The following is a 7,278-nucleotide window of genomic DNA, read 5'->3' as shown; positions in this document are numbered from 1 at the left end:
GTCACCCATCGCGGCAACGAACGCAAGCCCATCTTCAAGGATGACGCTGACCGGAACAAATTCCTCTCGATCCTGAGTCTGTCCGCAGAAACCTATTCCACAATCCTCCATAGCTTCGTGCTGATGAACAACCATTTTCACCTTCTCGTTGAAACCCCGCAGGGCAACCTTGCCGAATTCATGCGGCATTTCAATATCACCTATACCTCATATTTCAATCGCCGTTATAAACGGAGCGGCAATCTGTATCAGGGGAGATATAAAAGTTTTCTCATTGAAAAGGATGCCTACCTTTCCAGAGTTTCACGGTATATCCACCTTAATCCAGCACGAATTCAGAAAATGGCCCGTAAGCCGCTTGCCGAGCAATTGGAATATCTGTTTGGATATCAATGGAGTAGCCTTCCGGGTATTACAGCTTTGAGCAAAAGACTAAAATGCATTGAGCATGGATATATCCTTGAAGAATTTGGCGGTGACACGAAATCAGGCCGAGAGCGTTACAAAAAACAAATCGCCTTGGATCTACAAGAAGGTTTAAAGATAAGGGAGGGTATCGTAGCTCAGAGCATCCTTGGCAGCGAACAATTTATTGATGAAATACGTGAGAAGTTGCCTGAGAAAAAAGACCGCGAAATCCCATCGGTTGGCAGAGTTCACAAGCACAAGGCAAAAGGGGAATTACTTGGAATTATCTCGAAAGTAACCGGCACGCCGCGGAAAGATCTTTTATCGCGAAAAGGTATAGCCCGACAGCTAGCCATGGATATATTGTACAGGTTTGGCGGTTTGACTAATCCGGAGATAGGAAAAATGATGGGTGTTGATTACAGCACCGTGAGCCAGGGAAGGAAAAGACTCAGGTCCAAGGTCGGGAAAGACAAGGAAATCCTGGGATTATTGCGGGAGATCGAGGCAAAATGTCAAGGATAAAGATTTGACCCCAATCATGCCAAATCTTTCCAATCATGCCAATCATGCCAATCATGCTCCAATCATGCTGCCCCTATCATGCCTATGTCTTACAATGCTTCCTCATCGGTCTGCCCGTTGCTGATGCGCAGGGCTGACTCCATTGATGAAACAAAGATTTTCCCGTCACCCGGTTTGCCGGTATGTGCATTGGCTCGGATTGCTTCAAACAGTATTGGAACCTGGGAGTCGGTGCAAATTATTTCGATGCGTATATAGGTGCGGAAGCCAATGGTGAGCAGCTCATTTTTCTCCTTTATCTTTTGGTGGGTCCCTCGGCGAATACCCTGTATTTCTGTCATGACTGCTCCCGGGAAGTCCTCTACCAGGTGCAGAGCGGCGATAACATCATCTCGCATCACAGGTCGTATCAGGGCAATTATTCTTTTCATGTCTCCATCCTCCTTTTTTCAAATTTGTTTTCAATTAAGCCGTATACAATCGGAATAACAAAGAGCGTCAGCAGGGTTGATGTTGCCAAACCAAAGACAACAACCGTGGCCAACGGCCTCTGCACCTCGGAACCTGCACCGCTGGCGAGCAGAAGAGGCAACAGGCCGAGAATCGTCGTCATGGCTGTCATTAACACTGGGCGCAGGCGTAGCAGGGCGCCTTCGTTGACGGCATCATCTACACTCCGTCCACGTTCACGCAAATCATTGAAATAGGTGACAAGCACCATGCCGTTCTGCACCGCAACGCCGAACAGGGCGATGAAGCCGACCGAGGCGGGCACCGACAGATATTCTCCCATGATCAGCAGGCCAAGGACACCTCCCACAAGGGCAAGAGGAACATTAATCATTATAATTCCAGCCTGGCGTAGAGACCCGAAACTCATCCACAGCATCAGGAAAACGCTAAGGATGACGATGGGAACAATAACGGCCAACCGTGCCATGGCACGTTGCTGGTTTTCAAACTGCCCTCCATACTCGATGGTGTACCCGTCAGGGATTTTGACCTTTTCGGCTATACGTTGCTGGATGTCGGCAACGACACTGCCGATATCGCGGTCACGCACATTGCCCTGAACCACCCATCGGCGCTGATTCTTTTCGCGGTTGATCTGGATAGGACCAACCACCGATTTAACCTCGGCCACCTGGCCCAGAGGAATCAGGCCCTTGTCTGCGGTTGCCAGTAACATGTTGCGGATGGCCTCCGGGTCACTACGGTATGGTTCCTGGTAGCGCAGATGAATGCCGAAACGCCTGGTATTGAGGTAGATATTGTCAACAACTTCACCGCCGACTGCAAGCTCAACCATTTCAAGGATTTGGCTGACGCTTACACCGTAACGCGCACAAGCTTCACGGTCTGCGATTATCTGTACCTGCGGCTGCCCGAAGCTTTGCTCCGAGCTTAAATCCACCAGTCCGGGTACTGATTCAATGGCTTCCTTGATCTCGCCGGCTTTTTCGCGCAGAATCGTCAAATCCTCTCCGAACAGTTTGATGGCAAGCTGGGTTTTTACACCGGAAAGCAACTCGTCAAAGGAGTTCTGGATCGGTTGAGTAAAGTTGAACTGCACTCCGGGAACGACGCTGATTTTCTCACGAATAGCTTCGATCAGTTCGGCTTTGCTGGCAAATCGCCGCCATTCCTTCTTCGGCTTAAGCTCCAGATGAATCTCACCGGTATTGACCGGATGGGGATGGCTCCCCGCCTCAGGGCGACCGATACGGGAGACTGTTTCTTCCACCTCAGTGAACTCCAGGATTTTTCGCTCAAGCGTCATGACTGTCTTTGTCCCTTCTTCCAGTGAAATGGAAGGGGCCATGGAGACACCGATCAGAATGGAACCTTCTTCAAGGGTTGGTATAAATTCGGTGCCGATGAATTTCAATGCGACCAAGCTGACCATTAAAGAAACCACTGAAGCAAGTATAATGGTTTTTTTAAACTGATACGCTCCCGCCAACATCGGACGATAGATGGCGGAGCACCATCTGACCAGCCAGATTTCTTTATGCGCTTCGGGTTTGAGTAAATACAAGGAAAGCACCGGCGCGACCAAGAGGGCAACCAGCAGCGATCCCAGCAAGGCGAATGATATGGTAAAGGCCATGGGGGAAAACATCTTACCTTCCACGCCTTCGAGAGTGAACAGCGGGAGAAAGACCAGCACAATAATCACGATGGAAAAAAGAATGGGCCTGGCCACTTCACGGGCCGCCGCCAGGATGATTCTCCCTTTGCTCTCTGCTTGTGCTTTGCTTTCGCCCAGGTGCCGGTATATATTTTCCACCATGACGATGGCCCCGTCGCCAAGCATGCCGATGGCAATGGCAATGCCACCCAATGACATCAGGTTTGCCGATATCCCTTTGAGATCCATGAAAATGATCGCGGTGAGGGAACAGATCGGCAGAGAAAGAGCGACAATAAAGGCGGTACGCCAATTGCCCAGAAAGAGCGCGAGGACCAAAACGACCAGCAGCCCTCCCTGCCACAGGGCTGATTTGACCGTGCCGGTGGCATTGTTCACCAGTTCGGCCTGTTCATAGTAGGGAACAAGCGTGACCCCAGAGGGCAGGGATTTTTTGACGGATTCCACTTTGGCGTACAGGCGCTCGATTACTTCTGAGGTGTTTTCACCGTAAAGTTTCATGACAATGCCGGAAACAACTTCCTGCTTTCCGTTTCTGGTAACCACGCCGCGTCGTATCTCGTTACCGTATTTGACCTGGGCAATATCTTTAAGAAAAACCGGCGTGCCGCCAATATGCTTTACCGGGATACTTCCTATATCCTCCAGTTTTTCTACAAGGCCGACGCCGCGTACCAGATGTTCTTCGGAGCCAAGGACCAGAAATTGGCCGCCGACATTACGATTGTTATCGTTAATCGCGGTAACGATTTCTTCCAGTCCGAGATTGTACTTTCGCAGCAGGTTTGGATCGAGCTGTACCTGGTATTGCAGGACGTGACCGCCCATGGAAAGGACATCGGTGACGCCGGGAACAGTCTGCAGTTGGAATTTCACCAGCCAGTCATTGATTTCCCGTAGCCAGGCGGACATATCCTTGCCCTGGGTATTGACCTTGGCCGGATCGGCGGTCAGATAATAGATAAATATCTGGCCAAGCCCGGTGGAAATGGGGCCCAGAGCCGGCGGTTCATCCATTTCGGGCAGTTCGGCCGAGGCCGCTGCCAGTCGTTCCGCCACCAACTGCCGGGCGAAATAGATATCCACATCGTCTTGAAAATAGACATAGACCACCGCCATGCCGAAGGCCGAGGTGGATTTGATCTGAGTGACTTTCGGCAGGCCGTTCATCGCCGATTCAATAGGGTAGGTGATAAGCCGCTCGATCTCTTCCGGGGCCATACCGTGGCCCTCGGCAAAGACCGGAACCATTACCGGAGAAATATCAGGAAAGGCATCCACCGGCATATTCTGATACTTGAAGACGCCCAGCCCGATGACTGCCAGGAGGACAACGATCACCAGTCCAGGGGCCTTGAGTACGGATTCAATCAATTTATTCAGCATATTGTTTATCCCCCTCAATGCCCGTGCCCGGCGTGCCCGCCGGCGCCACTGGTTACCATAACAGCCTTCAATTCAAAGGCTCCCCTGGCGACATACCGATCCCCGGCCACAAGCCCTGCCAGAATTTCCGTCCTGTTATTGACGCGTTTGCCCAGGGTGACCGGAACCGGTTTGAAACCATCCCCAACAGGGACGAAGATGATATTTTCCCCGTCAATATTCTGGACAGCTTCAGAAGAAACGACAATGGCTGAGGAAAGTGTTTTACTTTGGATTTGTCCCTTCACGAATATGCCAGGTTTCCAGAAACCGGCCGGGTTCTGGAGCTCGACCCGGCCCAGGGAGGTTCGACTCTCTCTGTCCACCACGGGACCGACCAGGGTCAGTATCCCTTCGGTGACTTTGCCCTCTGTTGAGCTTATCTCCACACCAAGACCTTTCTGTATCCGCCCGAGATCCTGGGCAGGAATCTGCAGATCCACCCAGACCACGGAAAGGTCGGCAACCGTGAAGACCTCTTCCTCGCCGATCTTCTCGCCCCGAGTGATATGCCTGGCAATAATGGTCCCGGTGATGGGCGCCTTGAGTGCGTAACGGCCAAAGGTTTCATCCTTGGCATCGGGAAGGGCGAGAATCTCTTCCTCGCTCAATCCCAGGACACTCAACCTTCGTTTTGCGGAGAGCAGCAATGTTTCGGCGTTTTGAAAAGCGGACTGCGCTTCCAGCCAGTCGGCTTCGCTGGCTATTTTCTCCTGCTTCAAATACTCCTTTCGCTCAAAAGTACGGCGGGTCAACTCGAGATTTCGCGATCTCTCCAGGTAGTTGGCTTTCAATTCAGCTAACTCATGGCTGTCGATGATGGCCAGGACCTGCCCTTCCAAGACTTTATCGCCCAGAGATACAGACACGCTGTTGACAATCCCCGGCACCCTGGGAACGAGGTGGGCCATCCGATCCTCGTTCAGGCGGACTTCACCGACAAGGGAAATGAGGTGTTGAATATCTCCGGATCGGGCCACGGCTACGACCAGGCCGATTTCTTTTTGCTGATCTCTGGTCATTTCAACAGCAGATGTTTCGTCCTCCTGCCCATGCTCATCGTGTTCTTGGTGTTCCAGTTCCTCGTCATGGATTTCACCATCGTCATCATGTTTTCCTCCATCACTTTCAACGTGGTCCTCATGGTCATCATGTTCCCGTTCCTGCTCGACAGTATGTCCTGAAGCTTTACTGTCAACAGGATTGGTCGTAAGGGCCAGACCTCCGCCAAGCAATATGACAATCAGAAGTCCTCCAAATAGTATGTATGTGCTTTTCATGCTTAATTCCTTTTAGTTGTGAGTGTTGCTGGTGAGTGAGGCGGCAGGAAATATTACTCTTTGGTCAACCAGGCGTTTGATTTCAATTCTGCTGCTTTCAAGCTCGTGAAGTAGGTCCAGTCGAACCATGCGGATTTCCACCCAGGTTCTCTGTGCGTCCAGCAGGCGGAGAATGTCTACTTCGCCGGACATATATGCTTTGCTGATAGATTCATAGGCATTTTGCGCGATGGAAAGAACCTCCGTCTCAAGGGATTGAACAGCCTGTCGGGTTGAGACCAGTTTCTGCCAGGCCTCCTGAAGCTCCATGTGGAGGGCCAGAAATTTCGATTCTTTTTCGTAATGCGCTTTGCGTTTCATGGCCCTGGCTTCGGCAATTCCTCCTTGATTTCTATCAAACAGGGTGAGGGGAATAGTTATTCCCAGGAAGAACGCATGGTCATCGGACTCGTTGAATTGCTGAACGCCTCCTTCCAGTTCAATATCGGGGATGCGTTGCGCTTCAGCCAGATCAAGAGCGGCGCCGGCATGGACGATTTGTTCCTCCTGAAGACGCCAGACCGGACTTTGTTCCAAATCCTCCTTCAGTTCTTGTTCTGTGAAGTTCTGGTCGAGCTTGTATTGGGCCGACACAGAGGAAAAGACCGGAGATCTGGCCCCCCATAATCCGGCAAGCGCATGCCGAGCCACTTCAAGTTCATTGCGAATCTGGTCGATTCCGATCCTGGCAGAGGCCAATTCAATCTGGCTTCTGGAGAGGTCCAAAGGTGAGGCGTCGCCTGCCTTGACACGCTTCATAACAACATCATGGGTTTTCTGGATAAAATCAAGATGTTCGGATTGAAGGTGCAGTCGCTCCTGAAGAGTAAACACCTCAAGGAAACGCTTCTCGACAAGGGCACGGATCTCCATGATTTTCGCACCGTATTCGAGGGAGGCAATTCTAGTTGAGGCCTCTGCTTTTCGCTTGCGCTTGGCGATTTTTCCGCCAAGTAGAAACTCCTGGCTGATACCGATTCGGCTGGACATAACGGCGGTGCCGGAAACTTCCCCTGAACCGCCGAATTCTTCAATCTCGCCGAAAAATGCGGGATTTGGTGACAATTCAGCCTGAAGAGCCGCACCCTGTCTTGCTTTGATCTCATACCATGTCGCAGCAAGAGACGGGTGCTGGTTAAGAGTTGCTTCAACTGCCCAATCCAGGGAAATCGAATCGACAGTTTCTGATGGAGGCGATTCCGCTGGTATTTGTCCGCGCAAAACGATTTGCGGCGGGATTAAATTCACATCTGATGTTCCGGCTAGACTGATACGGGGGGTGGCATATCCCATAAAAAATATTGTCGTGGCAAGGAACACCCTGAAAATAGCGTACTTCATCTATGTATTTCTCCGTTAATAAGTGTGCTGCACCCAAAGCTTGCCTCTGTAGGGAAACTCCCCGGGATGCAAATGGAACAGGTCTTTTTGTTGAATCTGGAGACATGG

Annotated in this window: 5 protein-coding genes; 1 reads left to right on the top strand and 4 read right to left on the bottom strand. The window is 51.2% G+C overall.

Annotated elements, in window-relative coordinates:
• Positions 1 to 933, top strand: a 933-nt coding sequence (locus KKE17_09735; GenBank protein MBU1710272.1) for a transposase, incomplete at its 5' end; no start/stop codon positions are given.
• 89 nt (positions 934 to 1,022) lie between these two features.
• Here the strand turns inward: KKE17_09735 and KKE17_09730 are convergent.
• The 4 genes from KKE17_09730 to KKE17_09715 are packed head-to-tail and all read right to left on the bottom strand — an operon-like array spanning position 1,023 to position 7,170.
• A complete protein-coding gene (locus tag KKE17_09730; protein MBU1710271.1) occupies positions 1,023 to 1,364 on the bottom strand; it encodes a P-II family nitrogen regulator in 342 nt (113 codons plus the stop codon).
• Positions 1,361 to 4,468 (bottom strand): CusA/CzcA family heavy metal efflux RND transporter, encoded by a 3,108-nt coding sequence (locus tag KKE17_09725; protein ID MBU1710270.1) that lies wholly within the window; start codon positions 4,466 to 4,468, stop codon positions 1,361 to 1,363. Before KKE17_09725 ends, KKE17_09730 begins: the two co-directional genes overlap by 4 nt.
• Positions 4,469 to 4,485: 17 nt before the next feature.
• On the bottom strand, positions 4,486 to 5,790 hold the full coding sequence (locus KKE17_09720; protein MBU1710269.1) for an efflux RND transporter periplasmic adaptor subunit: 1,305 nt from the start codon (positions 5,788 to 5,790) through the stop codon (positions 4,486 to 4,488).
• A 12-nt stretch (positions 5,791 to 5,802) separates the two neighbouring features.
• Complete coding sequence (locus tag KKE17_09715) at positions 5,803 to 7,170, bottom strand: TolC family protein (GenBank protein MBU1710268.1); 1,368 nt, start codon at positions 7,168 to 7,170, stop codon at positions 5,803 to 5,805.
• Between the last annotated feature and the right edge of the window lie 108 nt (positions 7,171 to 7,278).

This window comes from Pseudomonadota bacterium (assembly GCA_018823135.1).
Classification (GTDB): Bacteria; Desulfobacterota; Desulfobulbia; order Desulfobulbales; family CALZHT01; genus JAHJJF01.
The sequence above is the reverse complement of the archived record's forward strand: the minus strand, read 5'-3'. Positions and strand labels throughout refer to the sequence as shown.